Source organism: Paraburkholderia sp. D1E, assembly GCF_052682275.1.
Map to the genome: position 1 here is coordinate 1,924,918 of NZ_JBQYMB010000001.1, position 18,726 is coordinate 1,943,643.

Sequence of the window (18,726 nt, forward strand, 5' to 3'; positions counted from 1 at the left end):
CTCCCTGTCATGCTACGAGCACACGTTCCGGGGGCGCCATGAATTCCGGCCCAACAGGATCTTTGACGAATTGCGCAACAATCGCGTCAATCTGCTCGAACGCCTTCTCGTCGAGGCGCCAGCCGAACACATCTTCGATCCCGTCGAGCTGCGCCGGGCGACGTGCGCCCCACAGCGCGATCGTCGGGCCGCGGTCGAGCACCCAGCGCACCGCCAGCGCGAGCACCGATTTATCGAAGTTATCGCGCGCGAACACGTTGAGTGCTTTTACGGCCGCGACATACTGCTCGCGACGCGGCTCGCGAAACTTCGGGTCGCGCTGGCGCAGATCGTCGCCCTCGAACCGCGTCTCGACACCGATGCGCCCGGCCAGCAGTCCGCGGCATAGTGCCCCATAGGCAAGCGCGACGAGCCCATGCTGTTTTGCGTACGGCAGCACATCACGATCGATATCGCGCTCGAACAGGTTGTACGGCGGTTGCGTGGCTGACAGCGGCGCCACGCGCCGGAATGCATCCATTTGCGCAGGCGAGAAGTTGCTGACGCCCAGCGCCCGCACCTTGCCTTCCTTGCGCAGATCGTCGAGCACCGCGGCGGTCTCTTCGATCGGCACGAGCGGATCGGGCCAGTGCACCTGATACAGATCGATGTAATCTGTCCGCAAGCGCCGAAGCGTATCCTCTACTTCTTGACGAATGCGCTCTGGCGACGAATTGCGGAACACCGCACCGTCGTGCCATTCCAATGCGACCTTGGTCGCGATGACCGCCTTGTGCCGATACCCATCGGCCAGCGCCTTGCCGACAATCTCCTCCGAAGCGCCGAAGCCGTACACCGGCGCTGTGTCGATCAGATTGACACCGCTGTCGAGCGCCCGGCGGATCACCGCGATCGAGTCTTTCTCGTCGGTGCCGCCCCACATCCATCCGCCGATCGCCCAGGTGCCAAGGCCGATGCGTGAGACGGGGGTCGTTAAACCTTCAATTGCGATTGTTTCAATAGTCATGTGAAGCTCTCTAATCAAAGCACTACGTAAAGCACCGCATCCGGGTCGAATGCAATCTGACTAACGGCGACGTGCCCATCGGACGGGCAGGCAAGTCGATTATTTCAGCGGCATCCGGCGATCACAAGAAGGCACCTGACGGTTTCATACTTTCCCCATGGAAACTAATTGCTACGACGGCGCTTACGCGCACGACAACCCACAAAAAAAAACCGACGACCTGGCGCGGAACATCATCGAGCAGATCGCGGACAAGTGGACGATCCTCGTCATCGACGCACTCGGTACGCATGGCGAGATGCGTTTTTCGCGGCTGCGCGAAGTGGTGGAGGGCGTGAGCCAGAAAATGCTCACCAAGACGCTGCGGCAGCTCGAGCGTGACGGCCTCGTTACGCGCTACGTGCATCCGGTGATCCCGCCGCGAGTCGACTATCAGCTGACGCCACTGGGGCGGAGCCTGCTCGACAAGATCTGCGGGATATGGGATTGGGTCGAAGTCCACATGAGCGAAATGGAATTGGCGCGGCGCGAGTTCGACCACGGCGAAAAGCGGATCGATCACCTACGTCCGCGTGAGGTGCCGATCGCTTAACGCCGCCGCTGGAATGTAAGGTCGAAGCTGACCGCCACGGTCGAGCCGCCAGCAAGGCCGTGAGAAATTGCCCATAATTGCCCGCAATCTTCGAGCAACCGTTGGGACGTTTCATGAAAGCAGCTGCTGTCACACCGCAATCCCCGATTGCATTTCTGGCTGTCGCGTTGGCGTTCGCGATCAACATGATGGGTACAACGCTACCGACGGCAATCTATCGGTACTACCAACTGCAGTATGGTTTTACACCGACCATCATCACGGTGATCTACGCCTCGTATGCAGTCGGGGTGCTGGGTGCGCTGCTACTGGTCGGCAACTGGTCCGATCAGCTAGGCCGTCGTCGCATGCTACTGGCGGGACTGTGTGCGTCGGCCGCATCAGCGCTGACGTTCCTGCTTGGCGACGGGTTGGTGCTTCTGATGCTCGGCCGCCTGCTGTCGGGAATTTCCGCCGGCATCTTCACAGGAACCGCCACCGTAGCCGTGATCGAACTCGCGCCGCCTGCGTGGCGCGGCAAAGCCATGCTCGCGGCCACGGCATCAAATATGCTCGGGCTGGGTTGTGGTCCTTTGCTAAGCGGCATCCTCGTCGAATTATTCCCCTGGCCAACGCGCTTGCCCTATGCGGCGCATCTCGCGTTGGTGGGCGTCGCCGTGCTAGTTGTCCCTGGCGTGCCGGAGACCGCTACGATTCCTGCCCGGGTGAAGCTCGGCATCCAGAAAATTTCGCTTCCTGCCGAAGTACGCCGTGCGTTTATTCCTGCCGCGCTGGCGGGGTTTGCCGGTTTCGTCGTGGTGGGCTTCTTTGCGGCTGTCGCCCCGCAACTGATTCGGGTCGTACTCGGCTTTCACAGCGGCATCGTGACCGGCGCGATCGTGTTCCTGCTGTTCGCGTGCTCCGCACTCGGGCAAATCGTACAGACGGTCATTGCTGCCCGACGGAGGCAAGCGGCTGGCTGCGTTGGACTCGTCGTGGGACTGATATGTGTTGGTCTGTGCGTGCCGGAGCGCTCGCTCGGTGCGCTTTTGCTCGGCACCGCCCTGGCAGGAATCGGGCAGGGCATCAGCTTCCGCGCCGGGTTGGGCGAGATCGCGTCCGCGGCGCCGGCGCACAGGCGAGCGGAAGTCACGTCCAGCTTTTTCGTCGTGCTTTATGTGGCGATCTCACTACCCGTGATTGGCCTTGGCATCGCCGTGCAGCTCGCCGACATTCAACGCGCGACGTTGCTCTTCGTTGGCTTGACGATCGTGCTTGTGCTTATCGCGCTGCTCCTGCTGATGCGTGAGCAGGCGAACCAGGGGCAGGACAATGAAGCGATCCGGGATTGAATGCGAAACTCCAGCAGATCAGCTGCCGTGTTGTCTTTCGACGCGATTCCACGCTCGATTCAGGCACCTTGATTCTCAAAGCAATGCTGGTGCCGACCGAATACGAGTTGGGCGGACGCGACGAGCGTCTGATGCTGCTGATTCTCGACGAGATGGTGCGTCTGCCGACCGCGCCCTTGTACCTGCGGATGCCCGCCGATGAACGTCTGCTACGCGTGTGCCGCGCGCTCGTCGCAGCGTCCGACGATGCGCGCGACATGGACGAGTGGGCTGCTCTCGCGAACATGTCGCGTCGCACGTTTACGCGCACGTTCAGGAACGAAACGGGATTGAGCTTTTCGGACTGGCGCCAGCAGGTGCGGATCTTCGAGCCGCTGGCGCTGCTCGCGACGGGGAAGTCGGTCACGGCGACGGCACTCGAAGTCGGCTACGGCAGTGTGAGTGCGTTCACGGCGATGTTCCGCCGCAGCTTCGGCATTGCGCCAACCGCGTATTTGAATGAGCGTGTGGACTAGGATGGACCCTTGTTGTCTGCGGCCGGCCGTGCTGGCGATCGTTCGGCGCTACGGTGTTTTGTTCACCGGGCGTACGCATGCAGATTTGTTTCTCAGTCGCACGCGGTCTGTCCGCGTATGACGCTGTACGACAACATGGCGTTCGGCCTGAAACTCGCGGATGCAAGAAAACCAGGCTCGCCTAGGTAGGTCATGTCACGTTGCTGAGATGGTCGAGTAAGGTCGCGTGAGGAAGAATGCGAGATCGCTTTACCACGATCAAGGCTGCGCGTCGCAAGCCTGGCTCGACCTGGCACCTCGACGAAATGTGCGTGACACTGTGCGGCGAGTCTTATCTGCTCAAGTTCATTGACGACGCGTGTAGCTATAGCGGTTGCCAAGCCACTTGATGGGTGCACTCCCGGCAGCCGTGAAGTACTGGTCCTTCAATTCATGATCGGCGTCCTGACGCAGGATCACTTGCTCCATGCGGAGCATTTGCCCGTTTGCGCCGGCCCCGGTGCCGCTCGGCGTGGCGAAGGGCAGGAAGCTCATGAACACGCGCTGCTCTGGGTCTGCGTCGAGGCTCCAGGCAGACATCAATCCGTCCGGAACACGGCTGTCCATGGACATATATTGCCATCGCCCTTCGAGCCGATTGAAGGTCAAATAGTCTGCACGACTGAAGGACGCCCTGGTTGTGCCAGGACTCGGTTGCAGGACCTCTTCGAGCATCGGCCCGATCATTCGGCGTTCGGCCACGAGCCCAGTGATGACGACAGGCGCAGCGCCCGGCGCATCCCAACTCGTGATCGTGACGTCCCAGGTTCCGACGCGTCGGGCCAGGGCCTCGGCTTCCGGGCCCGCCTGGTTCAGCCGTTCGATCAGCGTTGGCGGCTCTTTGGCCACTGCGTGCACGCCGGCGAGGTTCGACGATACAACCAGAATGGCCGCAAGGGTGCGGAGAGAGCGATTGAGGTTCATGGGAGATCCAGGTGATGACACAAGCAACCGGCGATGCACTGCCTCAAATAGGCGACTCGAACGAGCCCGGGCTGCTCGCGGTCCCGGACCACTCGGCGGTACGCTCTCGCCGAGCCTGCTGCAGCGCTGCGCGCACTCCTGCGGAGTCAAAGTCCTGGAGGTAGCCTGGCGTGCCCGGTTGCTGGCGCCAGGAGTCGGCGATCGTGCCGGCATCCACGGTGTCGAAACCGATGTCGTCCAGCAGCTTCATGACGACAGTTTTCTCATCCGCCTCGTCGCCGGCGACCGCCAGCGCAATCCGCCCCGGCGTGCCCGCGGGCCGTCCGTTCTCAACGAGACTCTGCGCCAGGATCGAGTTGAACGCCTTGACGACGCGGTGTCCGATACGTTGCTGCACCCAGCCACTTTCGGTGGTGCCGGCTTCGATATCGCCGATGCGACCGTCGCGCTGACGCGGATAGTAGTTGCTTGTGTCGATGACGATCGGGCCACGCGCTGCACCGGAAAACAGACCAGCGGGCAGGGACTCGACGTTCTTCAGAGGTATTGACAGGACCACGACCTCGGCGCTTTGCGCGACCTCGTTGACCGAAGAAGCGCGTGCACCAGTCTCGCGCTCCAACTCGGCCAGGGAAGCCGGGCCACGCGAGTTGGCAACGGTGACTTCGTGTCCGGCCGCGCGGAAAAGGCGCGTGAGGGCGCCGCCGATGTTGCCTGATCCGATGATTCCGATTTTCATGTTCATTCCTTTCGTCCGTGTCGATATGACATCCGATGGGTTTGAGTGTATCAATCTCGTTTTAGATAATAATTACTCAATTGAGCATTAGTCTCACCACCAGGAGTAGTGAATGGATCGGCTTGCCAGCATGACCACGTTCGTCAAGGCCGTGGACCTGGGCTCGTTCGCCGCCGCGGCCTCAGCCCTCACGATGTCGCCGCAAATGGTCGCCAAACACGTCAGCTACCTCGAAGCGCGCCTTGGCGCGCGGCTTCTCAACCGCACCACCCGGCGCCAGAGCCTCACCGAGATCGGCAAGACCTACTACGAGCGCTGCAAGCTGGTGCTGGCGGAGGCCGAATGGGCGGATGCGGCTGGCGACAACGCTACAGGCACCCCGCGGGGGCGTCTGCGAGTCAATGCCCCGGTGTCGTTCGGCACACACACGCTGATGCCCCTCGTGACCCGCTACCTGCGCCAATATCCCGAAGTCGAGATGGAGTTGATCCTCACCGACCGATATGTCGATCTGGTCGAGGAAGGTTTTGAGGCCGTCTTCCGGATCGGCCGGCTGGCAGACTCGTCGCTGACGGCGCGCGCGCTGCGTCCATTCCGCGTGGTCGCCTGCGCATCACCGGCGTATCTGAATCAACGAGGAATCCCCCGCGACCCGACAGACCTGAAGGCGCATGAATGCCTTGGCTATGCCGACACGTGGGCATCGTCAGTCGACTGGCGATTCTTGCGCGACGGTCGCAAAATCGACGTCCGGGTTCGCAGTCAGCTACAGGTGAACAATGCCGCCGCCTTGCTCTCGGGAGCGCTCGAAGGGTTCGGCATCGCCTTCATCGCTGAAGATCTCGCGCGAGCATCCATCGCCAGCGGTGAGCTCGTCCGGATACTGCCGGACTTCGACACCCCGTCGCGACCGATGCACCTGCTCTTCCACGCCGACCGGCGGCAGACCACGAAGCTGCGCAGCTTCGTGGACGTTGTCATGCGGGAACTCGGCTCCGAGAACATTGCGAAGGCGCCCTGAGTAAAAATTCAGGAGCCCAAATATTTCCTGAACGACTTGGCGCGACAGATCCCCATTTCATGGGCCAGCGTCATCCGCTCATTGCCCCCAATACACCCATGATTTCCTCAGCGAGCAGCAAGCTCGCAAGGCCGTGTCCGAGCTTTTCGCGGCGCACGAGGGAGAGGACGTTCTTGCTGAAGACGCGGTCACGAATCTGTCGATAAGTGAGAATCTCCTGGCGGTGCTCCTCCGCGATGTCGAACTTGCTGAGAAACGCAATGCTTTCGCTCGCAGCGGCGAGGCGTTTCATGGTCTCGATCGAATTCGTTCGAAAGGCTGGTTCGACGCTGAGTCCCGCTTCCACGAAAGTATCGGCGACGATGCCGTGCATAAGCATGGATCGGTCGGCGAAGATGAGTGGATAAGAGGTGCAGTAGGCGAGCGGTATGGACTCCATGCGCGCCAATGCATGGTTCGGTGCGATCACAGCACCGAGGCGCGTGTCCATCTCCCAAAGGATTTCGAGTTGTGGTGATGGCGCCAGGTTGAAGCCCAAGCCCAGATCGGCTTCACCGCTGACAAGCGCGTCCAGGATTTCACGCGCGGACATGGCCGTGATCGAAATCTTGATATGAGGGTGGTGCGTACAGAAACTTGCTGCTGCAGTGGAGGCGATTCCGCTGGCCAGCCCGGTCACGGTGGCAATGATCACCTCGCCCTTCTGCAGCGTCTTGAGGTCGCGTATCTCGGCTTCGACCTGGCGGTATTCCAGAATGGTTTTGCGCACATGGGCAAGGAGGATTTCCCCTGCCTGCGTCGGTCGCAGTCCGCGCGGCAGGCGCTCGAACAGCGGTTCGCCGATCTCCTCTTCAAGGAGCAGCAGATGCTTATTGATGGCAGAAGGGGCAATGTGCAGCTTTTCGCCAGCACCGCGGATCGAGCCGGAACGTGCAACTTCGTCGAGGTAGCGCAGCAATCGTGAATGGAGCATGTTCGGCTGCCTCCCTGGTCGGTCGCCTGCCTCTCTGGTCGGCATAGCGTACTCGAAAAGTGCACGCTCCGTGCAAAAAACGCTTCTTTTTAGAAACGCTCACTTCAGTCTTAATTGCACCAGTCGCAGCCGCTGGTGATGGGATCTGAAATGGCCTGCCCAGCACGCTCCCGACCGGTTTTTCCGCAAATATTGTTTGGATCTATTCCAACAAATTGGTCCGCTGCGGCGCGACAAAAAGCAGGCTCAAACTAATTGATGAAAGTGAGACAACCATGTATCAAGAAGTCAGCGAGAGAAACGTCACAGCATCCGGGCAACATGGCCAGGTGAGTACCCACTATGACCAGGTGAGAGCGATTTTCGAGGTTCTCAATGGAAGAAAGGAGGCCGATCTTCTCCTGAAGAATCTGAATATCCTCGACGTCCATAGCGAAACTGTCTATCAAGGGTCCATTCTTGTTTACGACAAGCGCATCGTTGCATTGAATCCTGACGAAACGGCTATCAAGGTGCGCGAGGTTTTTGACGGTGAAGGCCTTTATGCCATCCCGGGCCTGATCGACGCCCACGTTCACTTCGATGCGCAATTGGCCCATCCGGCAGCGTTTGCCGAGGCCATCGTCCCCTGCGGTACGACCACCATTTTTTCCGAATGCCTCGATTTTGTGAGTGCGGCGGGCGCAGAAGCGGTGCAGGCCACCGAGCAACTGTTCAAGAATCACGAACGCCTACCCTATCGGGTGTATGCGTTCGCACCAGGAAAGAAAACTTCCGTGGAGGTCACCGATGCCCTGCTGAAGATGGATCCGGTGATCGGCCTGGGCGAGCTCGCGCACCTGACCTATAGCGTGGGCAATGACGACGACTTCCGCAAATCGGCCTTGGGGCGTGCCAAGGGCGGTTTCATGAACACTCACTGGGGCGTGACTGCGCTATCGGACATGATGCTGAACTACATGCCCGCGATCGGCGCCTTCGCCAACCACGATGTCTGGAAGGAGGACGACATCGAGAAAAGCGTCCGCTACGGGCTTCAGACGCAAATCAAATTCGGCGTCGGCAGCAGCGACGTGATTAAAATCATGCTGCGCGCGATTGTCAAACGTAAGTGGCCTGCCGAGAATTTTCAACTGTGCGCGGACAATATCTCGGTCGACCGCCTGTTGACCAAGGGCCACATGGACTGGATCGTTTCGCTGTGTGCCGAAATGGGCATCGATCCGATCAAGGCGATCAAGATGGCGACCCTTTATACGGCGCGTGCATTCCGGATGGACAACAAGTTCGGTTCCCTGACGCCAGGCCGGTTTGCCGATATCGTGCTGACCGACAGCCTGTCGAAGATCAACCCGCGTTTTGTTTTCAAGGATGGCGAACTGGTCGCCAAAGATCGCAAGCTGTTGAAGCAAGCCGATATCGACTATTCCAGCATGGTGAAAAAGCCGGTTCCGGGTCTCGGCGATCTGACGCCGGAACAACTGGACCTTGTTCCGCTGGAAATCTCGGCAGATGGCGAGCAGGCGAAGGTGTACCTGTTCGACGTCTATGGCCGTGGCCACGAGAAGTTCTATCAGGAAGTGTGGGTGCCGTTGCGGGACGGCAAAGTCGTCGCCGAAGTAGGGGGCGTCAAGCTCAACCGGATTTCGGTCGTACAGCGCTATGCCGACGGCAAGCGCCATGTGGTCAACGGTCTGTTCAAAGGCGTTTACATCGATCGCGGCGCCGTGGCAACGTTTTGGCCTGCGCCCAAAGCTTACTTCGTCGCGGTCGGACAGGACAGCGCAGAAATGTGCCACTGCCTTCAACGGGTCGACACCTATGCGGGTGGGTGCGTCGTCACCGACAACAAGGAAATCAAGGCGGTGTTGCCCCTCGACATCTACGGCGTCCAGGCCAACATGAACCTTTCCGAGTTGCTCAGCGCGACCCGCGCCGTCGACGCCGCGTTGGAGGCGATGGGTAACCGCAATGAGGGCGAGCCCGTGGTGAACAAGCTTTTGACCTTGTTCATCTCTCTCGACCGGTTCGGTTTCATGGTTTGATGTTAACCCGATAGGAAGAGAAGGCCGGCGGGTGCGCTAGATTCCCGCCGGCCGTGGGAGCTGAGGATGGAACCGGCACGTTCACTCCGGTACATCGCGGAAAACGCCTCACCATAGCGCGGTGCCCCATCATCAAGAAAGGCGAACAGCACCGCACAAAAGCAGGAAGACAACCAAGGGGCAGTAATGGCGCACCATGCAAGGGAAGCTGAAGTCATTGATACCGGGAGCCTGAAACGGCGCTGGATCACCTACGTCATTGGCATTTACATACTGACCTTGGGCATCAGCCTGGCGATCAGGGCTGGCATAGGCATTTCACCGCAAAGCAGCCTGACCCGGACGATGACCCTCGTGTACCCGCGTCTGAGCCAGGGAACGTACAACTTCATGCTCGAGTTGTTCATGCTGTTCCTGACTTATCTGGCCGCGCGGAAAGACTTCAAACTGAAGAACTTCGCCTCGTTGATTCCGGCATTTGTGCTGGCTACGTGCCTGGATCTGAACCTGATGCTGACCAGGTCGATCGGTTTTCAGGACTATCTCCCGAAATTCTTCCTGTTAGCTTTCGCAGATGCATTGCTGGCTTTCGGCCTGTTCCTGATGATCCGCGCGAATCTCGTGCTCATGCCGATCGACATGTTCGTCAATACACTTTTCAAGCGCACGGGACGAAAGTGGGGTGACATAAAGACGGCCTTTGACTGCACGCTTTTGATCGTCAGTGCGGTGATCGGGTTCACCCTGCTTGGCGGGCCCAAATTCATCCGCGAAGGCACGTTCATGAACGCCATTCTGGTGGGGCAGTACATCAAACTCTATTTCTTTCTGTTCCAGAAAATCAAAACTGCGATCGTGTTGTATCACCGAAGATCGTTGGAACATCGGTCCTATTCGCGTTAGCGCTTCTGAACCAGGGCGGCTGCCAGCGACGGAGTCGATGGCAATCGTCCTGGCTTTGCGTGTCGCACCAAACCCGACGCTGCACACATACCAACGCGGGGAACATCAAAGGCGGCTCCCCAAACAATCGATTGTTTGTGATCGTGTGATCGCCTGCAGGTCGCATCCGGCACGCTGCCGCATTTGATTTGCGGCCAGACCTCCGGCCTTGAATTCCGCCTCAGGTATAAGTTGCGCCCGCAATTACCCCCGGCTTCGAGACGTCAATCATGACGTCGGCATCCATTCGTCATTTAAAAGAGCGAAAGAGGTAATACTATGCTTATAGAAAGTGCTTGCACTGTTTTGCTGAAAAGGATCTGCCGCATTGCTGCGATAATCGTCTTTATGGTGGTAGGCGCTCATTCATACGCGCAATCGAGCGTGCAGCTGTATGGCATCGTCGATACATGGGTCGGCGTCCAGAAATATCCCGGCAAAGCTGCTAGCTGGCAGGAAGGCGGCGGTGGTCTGTCTACCTCGTTCTGGGGCTTCGGTGGTCAGGAGGACCTGGGTGGCGGCTACAAGACGATCTTTGCTATCGAGGGATTTTTCCGTCCACAGAATGGCGCGTACGGCTCCTTCAACGGCGATCCGTTTTTCTCACGTAACGCCTATGTCGGTCTCACGACACCCGCCGGCACTGTCACGCTGGGACGCCAGAGCAGTCTGCTGTATTTGCAGGCATGCCAGTTCAATCCGTTTTACGCTTCTTTCACGTTCTCGCCGACCATCGCCCAGATGTATGCAGGCCTTGGCACTTATCCGGCGTACAAGACAGATCAGGGGATTGTCGGCGGGACCGCCTGGAGCAATGCGGTCCAGTACGCCACTCCCGATCTGCACGGATTCACCGGTCACGCGATCTACGCGTTCGGCGACAGCAACGCGGGGAACGGTAGCAAGCGGTATTCCCTGCAGGCTTCTTATCGGAACGGTCCCTTTGCCGCCGGCGCTGTCTACCAATACGCGAACTTTAACTCGACGGCGGGCGACCTGAATTCGCTGCTGAAGGGTTTTCACAGTCAGACGGCGACTCAGCTCGCGGTTTCGTACGAGTTTTCGTTTGCGAAGCTATACGGCGAATACACCTATACGGACGACAACGTGGTCAGCAAGGATTTTCACGTCAACATGTTCGAAGGCGGCGCGGCAATCGCTGTCGGAACGGGCAGGATTCTGGCGTCGTATGCGTATTCGCGCGATTCCGGCGGACTCAATCAGACCCGCCAGACTGCATCGCTCGGATACGACTACCCGCTCTCCAAACGCACCGACCTGTACGCCGTATATATGTACGACCATTTTGCCGGTTTGTCGTCTGGCGAGACTGCGGGAGTGGGGATTCGCGCGCGGTTCTAGGCATAAGCGGCACCGCCATCAAAGTCCACCGGACGGTGGCGGTTTTTAGCAGATCCGTTTCTCGAGGAAAATACCCACGAAGCCCGTCGGACAGCCGCGCGTCATCTGGCTCCACTAAACGCCTTCGCTGTCATGTCTTAGCGGTGCGCTCTTCAGCACGAGCGCCATCAATTGTCGCCGCGAATCGACGCCGAGCTTCGCGAATGCCCGCTTCGCATAGGTCTCGACGGTCGAGGGTTTCAGTCCCATCGATTGCGCGATCGCCGGTGTCGTCATTCCCTGGATGAACGACGAGCACACGTGCGTTTCGCGTGACGTCAGCTTGCCGTGCAACTGCGGAAGCCACTGCGCGAGCAGGTTGTTGTCCGACGTATCCGGGCGGCCATCGTCCGGCGAGATCGCGCCGATCAGTCGCTTGTGTACCGCCGACAGCGGTAGCACGACGTGCGCGAACTGCTTCAGCAGGCTCAACTCCTTCAGCGAAAACGATGGCAGGCGCCGTGAGCGCGCCATCGATATCGAGTATCGCGTGCCGTTCGTCACGCCGAAGACCACGCATTCATCGTGGATGTTGCCGATGTCGAAGAACAGATGCCGGAGCTCGCTCGCAACCTTCTGCGCGGAGATCTGGATCAACTGCACGTCGCGCTTGTCGCCGATTCCTTCGTATGTCGCGTCCTCGCTCGCATAGCTCCGGTAGTAGTGCCGCATCACCTGCTCGACGAGCTCACGATCGCGACCGAAACTCCCGATCCAGCCGATGCTGCGCTGGCCGGGCGGGGACACACGTTCGTAGTCCAGATGCACCGCGTCGAAGTCGACGAAACGCACAAGACTTTCATACACGACCTGAATGAACTGCGGAGCGCCGACGGCTTGCGCGACGTCGCCCAACGTCTCGGTCACGAACGCGACCTGACTGAGCTGGATATCCGGGGAGGTGGGCGCGGCGTTCATCACTTCGGCTCTCAATGGTTTCTGGGTGGCGCTACTGGTACCACGACAAATTCCCCATGCCTACACGGGAATGCACCCAAACCGCCGTCATAGGCGATGACGTTTGTCCTTTGTTCCAGGGACAGACGATGCGTACCCCGATCTTTACAGTGCGATACAGCACCGCGCGCCGATACCCGTTACCCAACGTTCTCTCTGCACGTCGACGATTGCCTCGCGACGCTTTAACGACTTTGCTTATCGGCAGTATCCGCATTGAACGGGGCGGCCGACTCACCCTAACAGGAGATTTTCTATGCGTGCCCGTTTTCGTCGCCGCCCGATCGTCAGGATCGTGTTCGCCGCATCAGCCAGCCTCGCGTTCGCGGCGAGCCAGTCCGTCCAGGCCGGCGACACCAATCTGAACGTTTACAACTGGTCAGAGTACATCGCGAAGGACACGGTGCCAATCTTCGAGAAGCAGACCGGCATCAAGGTGCGCTACGACAGCTATGACGGCGACGATACGCTGCAGACCAAGCTGCTCACCGGCAGTTCCGGCTACGACATCGTCGTGCCGACGTCGAACTATCTCGCGCGGCAGATCCAGGCGGGCGTCTACCAGAAGCTCGACAAGTCGAAGATACCGAACCTTGCGAACCTCGACCCGGTGCTGATGAAGATGATGGCGAAGGCCGATCCCGGCAACCAGTACGGCGTGCCGTGGGCGTGGGGCACGACGGGGGTTGGCTACAACGTCGAGGCCGTCAGGAAGCGGCTTGGTGACAATGCGCCGACCGACAGTTGGGCGCTGCTGTTCGATCCGGCGAACGTGTCGAAGCTGAAGGGCTGCGGCGTATCGCTGCTCGACGCGCCGGACGCGGCATTCGCGGCGGTGCTGCAATACATGGGCAAGGACCCGGAAAGCAGGAACCCGGCGGACTATCAGGCGGCCTACGAGGTGCTGAAGACGATTCGTCCGTACATCACGCAGTTCAATTCGGTGGGCTATGCGGACGATCTTGCGAACGGCGACGTGTGCGTGGTGCTCGGCTGGTCGGGTGACGTCAGCCTCGCGCGGCGGCGCTCGGCGGAGGCGAAACACAGTTACGAGGTCCGCTACGTGAATCCCAAGGAAGGCGGCCTGCTGTGGTTCGACGCGATGGCGATCCCGAAGGATGCGCCGGATCCCGAGGCGGCGTTGAAATGGATCAACTACATCGAGGATCCGAAGACCAACGCGGCAATCACGAACGAGATCGCCTATCCGAGCGCGAACAAGGCCGCGCGCCCGTTCGTGAAGCCGGAGATCGCGCAGGATCCGAACGTTTACGTGACTGACAGCGCGCTTGCCAAAATGTCGCTCGCGATGCCGATCAGTGCCGAACTCACGCGTTTGCAGAACCGCCTGTGGCTGCGCTTGAAGTCCGGCGGTTGAGGAGTCCGAATCGAACAACAACAAGGAGACGGTTTCATGAAGAAGAGGTTAATCAGCGCGCTGGTGGCCGGGGTGCTGCCGGGGCTGGCCGCGGCGAGCCCGACCGGCGATCAGATCAAGGCGCTGCAGCAGCAGCTCGCCACGCTGCAGCAGGAGGTCAAGGGGCTGCAGTCGCAGCTTGCCGCGAAGCCCATCGCCGCGCCGGCGCCAGCGAGGACGGCCGCGGTCGATCCGTCGTCGGCGGACTACGGCCTGGCGCCGGCAGTATTGACCAACGACGACGTCGCCGAGTTGAAGCAGCAGACCGCGAGCCAGCAGCTGAAGGTCGATGCGCTGACCGACGCTGCTCAAACTGGCCCGATTGCAGGGCTGTCGGTGACCGGCTACATCGATCCCTCCTATCTGTATAACCGTGCAGCGGGCACGTCGTCGTTCCAGTTCGCAAACCACGAGAACGCGTACCAGTACTACAACAGCACGTTCGGCGATCTGTACCTCGACATCAAGAAGACGTTCGGCGTTGGTCCGATGGCGCCCTCCGTCGAAGTGACCTTGATGCCGAACCGCGGCGCCGGGATGTACCTGATGAACGAACACGGCGACAGCGGGCTCAACATTCTGAACACCGCGATCGCGACGGTGCCGCTGACACCGACCACGTCGGTCGTCGCCGGCCTGATGGCGGGGCTGAGCGGCTACGAGATGCAGCAGTCGAACCAGATGCTGACGCTCACGCACAACCTGCTGTACGACTTCTCGGATCCGGGCAGCTCGATCGGCGCCGGTGTGAACTACACCGGTGATCAGTGGGCATGGAAATTCCTGCTCGGCAACGAGCAGTTCCGTACCGCCGGCTCGGTTACGCAGACCGGCACGAACGCACTCGGTGATCCGATCACGACGAGCAACCGCATGCCGACGTTCACCGCGCGGGTCGACTACTTCCGCGGCAGCCAACTCGACGTCGGCGGCTCGTTCGCGGTCGGACGGCAGACGCTGCCGAGCGCGATCGACCCGGCGACAGGCTCGGTCAGCTACGGCTGGGGCGGCCAGGCGTCGAACGGCTACGGCACGTTCTTCTTCACCGAAGCCGATGCGACGTACGCGCTGGCCGACGTACAGTACAACGCCGAAATCGACTACGGCCAACAGCAGAATGGCGCATGGAACGGCGGCCAGGCGCAGTGGTACGGCCTGTCGCTGCTCGCGCATCGGAAGTTCAGGCTGCCGGTGGTCGGGCGGATGGGCGTGACGGCCCGCTACGACCTGTTGGTCGACAGCAAGAACGGTGGCGGTGGCGGTGGGGTCGCCCTCAACGGCAATGGCATGGATCCGTATAACGGCTTCGGCGTCGACGTGAATTGCCTGGCGGCTTCGAGCAACCACGGCTTTGAGTGCAAGGGCGCGACGCGCCAGGACGCCGCGCTCGACCTGCTGTTCTATCCGACCCAGCAGGTCACAGTGAAGGTGGAATACCGGCACGATTGGGCGAGCCATCAGGTGTTCCTGCGTAGTGACGGTACGTATGCGAAGTCGAACGACCTCCTGGCCGCGCAATTCATCTACTCTTTTTGATGCGATGCCGGCGTCGGCCTGAGGAAACAGGGCCGCCGCCGATCGCGAGGCTTTTCATGCTCAAGTTCGAAAATCAAGCACATGTCCCGTCGTATTACGCGGCCACCGCGAACGACTGGACGTGTTATCCACCGCTCAATGCGTCGGTATCCGCTGACGTCTGCGTGATCGGCGGTGGACTCACTGGCCTTTCCAGCGCGCTCAGTCTCGCGGAGCGCGGTTACTCGGTCGTGCTGCTCGAGGCGTCGAAGATCGGCTGGGGCGCCAGCGGACGCAACGGCGGCCAGCTGATCGCGGGCTATTCGTGTGACATCGATACGTTCTCGTCCTACATGTCGCAAGAGGACGTGCGGCGCGTCTGGGCAATGGGGCTCGAGTCGGTCGAGATCGTCAAGGAGCGGATCGCGAAGCACCAGATCGATTGTGACCTGACTTTGGGCTACGTGACCGCGGCAAACAAGCCGCGCCACGTCGACGCGCTGCGTGCCTGGCGGGAAGCCGCCGAGAAGCGCTTCGGTTGTAGCGCGTACCGGTATGTCGAGCGTGACGAGATGCGCCAGGTGGTCGCTTCGGATCGCTACCTGGGCGGGCTCCACCATGCCGGCAGCGGCCATCTGCATCCGCTCAACTACACACTCGGTCTGGCGCGCGCGGCGCGCGACGCAGGGGTGTCGATCCACGAGGACACGAGCGCGCACGCAATCGTGAAGACCGCGCAAGGCCATTGGGTGACGTGCGCGCGCGGGCTGGTGGACGCGCGCTACGTCGTGCTCGCGGGTAACGCCTATCTCGGCCGGCTGGCGCCGGCGCTTGCGCGCAAGATCATGCCGGTGGCGACCTACCTGATTGCGACCGAGCCGCTCGGCGACGCGAGGGCGAGCGACACAATGCCAACGGACGTGGCGATCAGCGACTGCAATGCAGCGCTCGACTATTTCCGCCTGACGAAGGACCGCCGGATGCTGTGGGGCGGCAAGGGGAGTAGCTCGACGCGCACGCCGCGCGATCTCGCCGCCGTGATGCGACGAGACATGCTGAAGACGTTTCCGCAACTCGCGGACGTGAAGATCGACTACGCGTGGGGCGGGTTCGTTGACGCGACGATGAATCGCGCGCCGCATTTCGGCCGCATCGAGTCGACCGTGTATTTCGCGCAGGGTTTTTCCGGGCACGGCGTGAACGTCACGGGGCTCGCGGGACGGCTGATCGCGGAAGCGATCGACGCACAGGCCGCCCGCTTCGACCTGTTCGGCAAGATCCGGCACCGCGACTTCCCGGGCGGCCGCCTGTTGCGCACGCCGATGCTGATGCTCGCGATGACCTGGCACCGGATGATGGACGCGCTTTGAGCCGGCGCCGGCCGGCACGTTCGGCCGCGCGGTACCTGACCCATATCGAACACTGCATACCTTGGATGCATTCATGACAGACATCACGAATATCGTTGACCTGATGCGGGACCCGGCGGAGCTGACCCAGTCCCGCGTGCCGCGCGGGCTGCTGCTGGGCGGCAATCCGATGCAGACGCTCACGCATCACTACATCAGTCCTTGTGGACAGTTCAGCTCCGGCATCTGGGAGAGCACGCCCGGCCATTGGACGATCGAGTACGATGAATCCGAGTACTGCGAGATGTTGAGTGGCGTGGCGATCGTGCGAGACATGCAAGGGAACGAAAAGGTGCTGCGCGCCGGGGATCGCTTTGTGATTCCCACTGGTTTTCGCGGCACCTGGGAGGTGGTAGAGGCGTGCAGGAAGATTTATGCGTCGCATGCCCCGCAGGTCGAGCCGTCGCATGCGCAGCGCGACGGCTCGACCTGCAACGTCAATCATCGGAATCAACCAGGAGCATGACATGACTCAGGATTTGTGGCGTCTGAGCGCTGCGGAAATGGTCGAGCGCGTCGCGCGTCGCGACGTGTCGTCGACGGAACTTACGCAGAGCTGCCTGCAGCGACTCGAGGATGTGAATCCCGGCATCAACGCGATTGTCGACGTACTGGCCGACAGCGCGTTGATGGCCGCGTCGCAGGCTGACGCGGCGATCGCGCGGCGCGAGCCGGTCGGCCCGCTGCACGGCGTGCCGGTGACGGTCAAGATCAACGTCGATACGGCTGGCTACGCGACCACCAACGGCGTGAGCGCGTTCAAGGACCTCGTCGCGGACGAGGACAGCCCTGTGGTCGCGAACCTGCGCAAGGCCGGCGCGATCGTGATCGGCCGCAGCAACGCGCCGGCGTTTTCCTATCGCTGGTTCACCGGCAACGATCTGCATGGCCGCACGCTGAATCCGTGGAATCCGCACCTGACGCCGGGCGGTTCCAGCGGCGGGGCTGCGGCTGCGGTCGCCGCCGGCATCGGCGCGATCGCGCACGGCAACGACCTTGGGGGCTCGATCCGCTATCCGGCCTACGCGTGCGGTGTCGCGGGACTGAGGCCGAGTACCGGCCGCGTACCCGCGTACAACCCGACGCAGGCGAAGGACCGGACGCTCGCAGTCCAGCTCGCGTCGGTGCAGGGGCCGCTCGCGAGAACGGTTGGTGACCTGCGCATTGCGCTGGAGGCGATGGCGGGCGGCGATCCACGCGACGCATGGTGGATGCCGGTAGAGCCGGTCGGCGATCGCGCGCCGTTTCCTGCGCGTGTCGCCGTCTGTGCGGAACTGCCCGGTGTCCGTTCCGACCCGGCGGTCGTCGACGCGATCCGGCAGGCGGCGGCCTGGCTTGAGGACGCGGGTTGCATCGTCGAAGAAACCGTCCCGCCGCAGATGGCCGAGGCCAGCGCGTTGTGGCTGGACCTCGTCACCAACGAAGCGCGGAGCGGGCTTGGCGACGTGATCATGCGTCATGGCGATGACGCGATCCGGACTGCGTTTGCCAGCCAGCGCCGCCTTGCTGCACCGCTCGACCTGACTGGCTACATGAACGGTCTGGCGCGGCGCACCGGTCTGTTACGGGACTGGCAGCGCTTCTTCGGGCGCTATCCGCTGCTGCTGATGCCAGTCTCGTGTGCGCAGCCGTTCGCAATCGACGAGGACCAGCGCGGCGACGACGCGATGCGGCGCATCCTCGACATGCAGAGTCCGCTGCTCGCGACCGCGCTGCTCGGACTGCCGGGGCTGTCCGTACCGACCGGTATACGCGACGGCGTGCCGACGGGCGTTCAGCTTGTCGCCGGTCGCTTCCAGGAGGCGCTGTGCCTCGCCGCGGGCGAAGCGATCGAGGCGCGCGTGGGAACTTGCACACCGATCGATCCCGTCGGTGCGGTGATGCGTTGCGCGGGTTGAGC

17 protein-coding genes and 2 pseudogenes are annotated in these 18,726 nt (G+C 61.3%); 14 read left to right on the forward strand and 5 right to left on the reverse strand.

The genetic code is table 11. From position 1 onward, the window contains the following. Window positions 1-7 precede the first annotated feature (7 nt). Window positions 8-1,006 (reverse strand): aldo/keto reductase, encoded by a 999-nt coding sequence (locus ACUN0E_RS08800; RefSeq protein ID WP_408229435.1) that lies wholly within the window; start codon window positions 1,004-1,006, stop codon window positions 8-10. Window positions 1,007-1,163: 157 nt separating this feature from the next. Between ACUN0E_RS08800 and ACUN0E_RS08805 the strand changes: the two genes are divergently transcribed. The 5 genes and pseudogenes from ACUN0E_RS08805 to ACUN0E_RS08825 form a co-directional block, all read left to right on the forward strand. Beyond that, window positions 1,164-1,598 (forward strand): winged helix-turn-helix transcriptional regulator, encoded by a 435-nt coding sequence (locus ACUN0E_RS08805; protein ID WP_445566317.1) that lies wholly within the window; start codon window positions 1,164-1,166, stop codon window positions 1,596-1,598. A 113-nt stretch (window positions 1,599-1,711) separates the two neighbouring features. After that, the gene (locus tag ACUN0E_RS08810; RefSeq protein ID WP_445566318.1) at window positions 1,712-2,929 is read left to right on the forward strand and encodes an MFS transporter; all 1,218 of its coding nucleotides are present in this window, start codon (window positions 1,712-1,714) and stop codon (window positions 2,927-2,929) included. Continuing rightward, window positions 2,926-3,444, forward strand: coding sequence for a helix-turn-helix domain-containing protein (locus ACUN0E_RS08815; protein WP_445566319.1), 519 nt, complete (start codon window positions 2,926-2,928; stop codon window positions 3,442-3,444). The genes ACUN0E_RS08810 and ACUN0E_RS08815 overlap by 4 nt, the downstream gene beginning before the upstream one ends. An 87-nt stretch (window positions 3,445-3,531) precedes the next feature. Then, a pseudogene (locus ACUN0E_RS08820) lies at window positions 3,532-3,618 on the forward strand (ABC transporter ATP-binding protein); the annotation flags it as partial. 83 nt (window positions 3,619-3,701) lie between these two features. After that, a pseudogene (locus ACUN0E_RS08825) lies at window positions 3,702-3,785 on the forward strand (IS6 family transposase); the annotation flags it as partial. 4 nt (window positions 3,786-3,789) lie between these two features. Here the strand turns inward: ACUN0E_RS08825 and ACUN0E_RS08830 are convergent. Both ACUN0E_RS08830 and ACUN0E_RS08835 read right to left on the reverse strand, forming a co-directional pair. Next, complete coding sequence (locus ACUN0E_RS08830) at window positions 3,790-4,407, reverse strand: hypothetical protein (RefSeq protein ID WP_408229426.1); 618 nt, start codon at window positions 4,405-4,407, stop codon at window positions 3,790-3,792. A 43-nt stretch (window positions 4,408-4,450) separates the two neighbouring features. Then, entirely contained in the window at window positions 4,451-5,146 is a 696-nt protein-coding gene (locus ACUN0E_RS08835) for an NADPH-dependent F420 reductase (RefSeq protein ID WP_408229423.1), read from the reverse strand. A gap of 112 nt (window positions 5,147-5,258) precedes the next feature. Here ACUN0E_RS08835 and ACUN0E_RS08840 point away from each other — a divergent pair, with 112 nt between their 5' ends. Further along, on the forward strand, window positions 5,259-6,167 hold the full coding sequence (locus ACUN0E_RS08840; RefSeq protein ID WP_445566320.1) for a LysR family transcriptional regulator: 909 nt from the start codon (window positions 5,259-5,261) through the stop codon (window positions 6,165-6,167). 70 nt (window positions 6,168-6,237) lie between these two features. Here the strand turns inward: ACUN0E_RS08840 and ACUN0E_RS08845 are convergent, their stop codons facing one another. Then, a complete protein-coding gene (locus tag ACUN0E_RS08845) occupies window positions 6,238-7,140 on the reverse strand; it encodes a LysR family transcriptional regulator (RefSeq protein ID WP_445566321.1) in 903 nt (300 codons plus the stop codon). Between the two features lie 275 nt (window positions 7,141-7,415). Here ACUN0E_RS08845 and ACUN0E_RS08850 point away from each other — a divergent pair, with 275 nt between their 5' ends. From ACUN0E_RS08850 to ACUN0E_RS08860, 3 genes are all read left to right on the forward strand, one after another. Beyond that, on the forward strand, window positions 7,416-9,185 hold the full coding sequence (locus ACUN0E_RS08850) for an amidohydrolase family protein (protein ID WP_445566322.1): 1,770 nt from the start codon (window positions 7,416-7,418) through the stop codon (window positions 9,183-9,185). 186 nt (window positions 9,186-9,371) lie between these two features. After that, window positions 9,372-10,088 carry a YczE/YyaS/YitT family protein gene (locus ACUN0E_RS08855; RefSeq protein ID WP_445566323.1) on the forward strand — a complete coding sequence of 239 codons (717 nt, stop codon included), beginning with the start codon at window positions 9,372-9,374 and terminating at the stop codon, window positions 10,086-10,088. A 324-nt stretch (window positions 10,089-10,412) separates the two neighbouring features. Next, on the forward strand, window positions 10,413-11,489 hold the full coding sequence (locus ACUN0E_RS08860; protein ID WP_445570408.1) for a porin: 1,077 nt from the start codon (window positions 10,413-10,415) through the stop codon (window positions 11,487-11,489). Between the two features lie 114 nt (window positions 11,490-11,603). On the opposite strand, the gene ACUN0E_RS08865 is transcribed toward ACUN0E_RS08860, so the two are convergent. Further along, window positions 11,604-12,446: a helix-turn-helix transcriptional regulator gene (locus tag ACUN0E_RS08865; protein ID WP_445566324.1), complete on the reverse strand. Its 843-nt coding sequence runs from the start codon at window positions 12,444-12,446 to the stop codon at window positions 11,604-11,606. Window positions 12,447-12,741: 295 nt separating this feature from the next. On the opposite strand from ACUN0E_RS08865, the gene ACUN0E_RS08870 reads away from it, so the two are divergent. The 5 genes from ACUN0E_RS08870 (at window position 12,742) to ACUN0E_RS08890 (ending at window position 18,724) form a co-directional block, all read left to right on the forward strand. Then, entirely contained in the window at window positions 12,742-13,863 is a 1,122-nt protein-coding gene (locus tag ACUN0E_RS08870) for a polyamine ABC transporter substrate-binding protein (RefSeq protein WP_445566325.1), read from the forward strand. Window positions 13,864-13,899: 36 nt separating this feature from the next. Continuing rightward, the gene (locus tag ACUN0E_RS08875; RefSeq protein WP_445566326.1) at window positions 13,900-15,438 is read left to right on the forward strand and encodes a DUF3138 family protein; all 1,539 of its coding nucleotides are present in this window, start codon (window positions 13,900-13,902) and stop codon (window positions 15,436-15,438) included. A 56-nt stretch (window positions 15,439-15,494) separates the two neighbouring features. Further along, a complete protein-coding gene (locus ACUN0E_RS08880; RefSeq protein WP_445566327.1) occupies window positions 15,495-16,787 on the forward strand; it encodes an NAD(P)/FAD-dependent oxidoreductase in 1,293 nt (430 codons plus the stop codon). 73 nt (window positions 16,788-16,860) lie between these two features. After that, window positions 16,861-17,292: a cupin domain-containing protein gene (locus tag ACUN0E_RS08885; RefSeq protein ID WP_445566328.1), complete on the forward strand. Its 432-nt coding sequence runs from the start codon at window positions 16,861-16,863 to the stop codon at window positions 17,290-17,292. Window position 17,293: 1 nt separating this feature from the next. After that, on the forward strand, window positions 17,294-18,724 hold the full coding sequence (locus ACUN0E_RS08890) for an amidase family protein (protein ID WP_445566329.1): 1,431 nt from the start codon (window positions 17,294-17,296) through the stop codon (window positions 18,722-18,724). Window positions 18,725-18,726 lie beyond the last annotated feature (2 nt).